Below are 1,161 nucleotides of genomic sequence, written 5' to 3'. Positions count from 1 at the left end.
ACCGCCAGCAGCTCCCGCCCTATGCGCAAGGCGCAGCTGCAAACGTAGTCTTGATGAAGGTCATTGAAGCGCCCAATCGGCATGGCCTTGGTCGACAACTTACCGCTTTTCAGAAGTGACTTGATCTCTGTCGGGATGACATCAGAACCATGAATCGAGAGCCGGGACTCCAAGATACCGTGTTCAAGCACCGTCATCTGAATGGCTGAACCGAGCAGCGATATCTCCGTAAAAGGCTCAAACACCTCGATGGCATCGAGCTTTGCCTGACGATCGCCGTCGAGAATGCGTTTGGCCAGCTCTCGCTCTTGCATCCATTCAGAGTGAAAGTTTTCCCACTCAGTCAGCGCTGCTTGGTAACGATTGCGATCCTCTGCCTGGCCAGCCTGAACCTTTAGCTGTAGGGATGCGCGCTGGCGAGTTTCCAGCTTAAACAAGCGACTCCAGAAATTAGGTCGGTAATCCCTGAGATCCTGCGCAGCCGCCTGCTCAAAGCGATCATTGTTCTGTGGAGATTTGGGCTCGAGCTTCGAAAGCATCCGGCCCCAGTTGATCACCTCGCCACACTCTTTATGCATGGACAGAAGGACTTCAAGGTGGTTTTCGTAGACATCAACCTCATAGGCCGCTTGCTCAAGCGCCTCCATCCGAGCGTATTCCTTACTCTGACGCTCAAGATCGCGTTGGCGTCGATGGGCATTACGCTCCGATCTTCTGGCTGATGCCTTCAACGAACGAACAGTCCCTTTCCATCCCATACCTACTCTCCATAGTCGCCATACAATCTGTAGTGGCACATTAGCATAAACACCGCTCTACCCAAGACAAGGGCAGGCCTCTGAACTTCAGGCAGACAACGCGGAGGTTACGAGTGCCGGATTAAGCCCACACCATAGGTATTCGCGTAAATGACTATAGGCCCGTAAATCATGCCAGGCGGTCGGAGATTTCAAGACCGCTGCGCAGCCCTGCTGCGTTACCCCACTCGTTCGCCCCGTGTCCCTAGCGCGAACAGTCATCGCCGCAGCGATGGCGGGCACCACCTTCCTCCCTTGGGGCTCCCACCCTGACGGGTTGGGAGCCTCCTTTTTATCCAAGGAGTTTCCCATGTCCAATGCACAATCCATTGCCGCCTTGCCGGCCGCAACACCACACGTCTAC

The 1,161-nt window shown here is 55.0% G+C and carries 1 pseudogene; it reads right to left on the bottom strand.

Annotation, left to right across the window (positions count from 1 at the left end):
* A pseudogene (locus tag FEM54_RS32895) lies at nt 1-647 on the bottom strand (hypothetical protein); the annotation flags it as partial.
* Between the last annotated feature and the right edge of the window lie 514 nt (nt 648-1,161).

The organism is Pseudomonas edaphica, assembly GCF_005863185.1.
GTDB lineage: Bacteria > Pseudomonadota > Gammaproteobacteria > Pseudomonadales > Pseudomonadaceae > Aquipseudomonas > Aquipseudomonas edaphica.
Note: the sequence above shows the minus strand (reverse complement) of the source record. Positions and strands in the feature narration are given on the sequence as shown.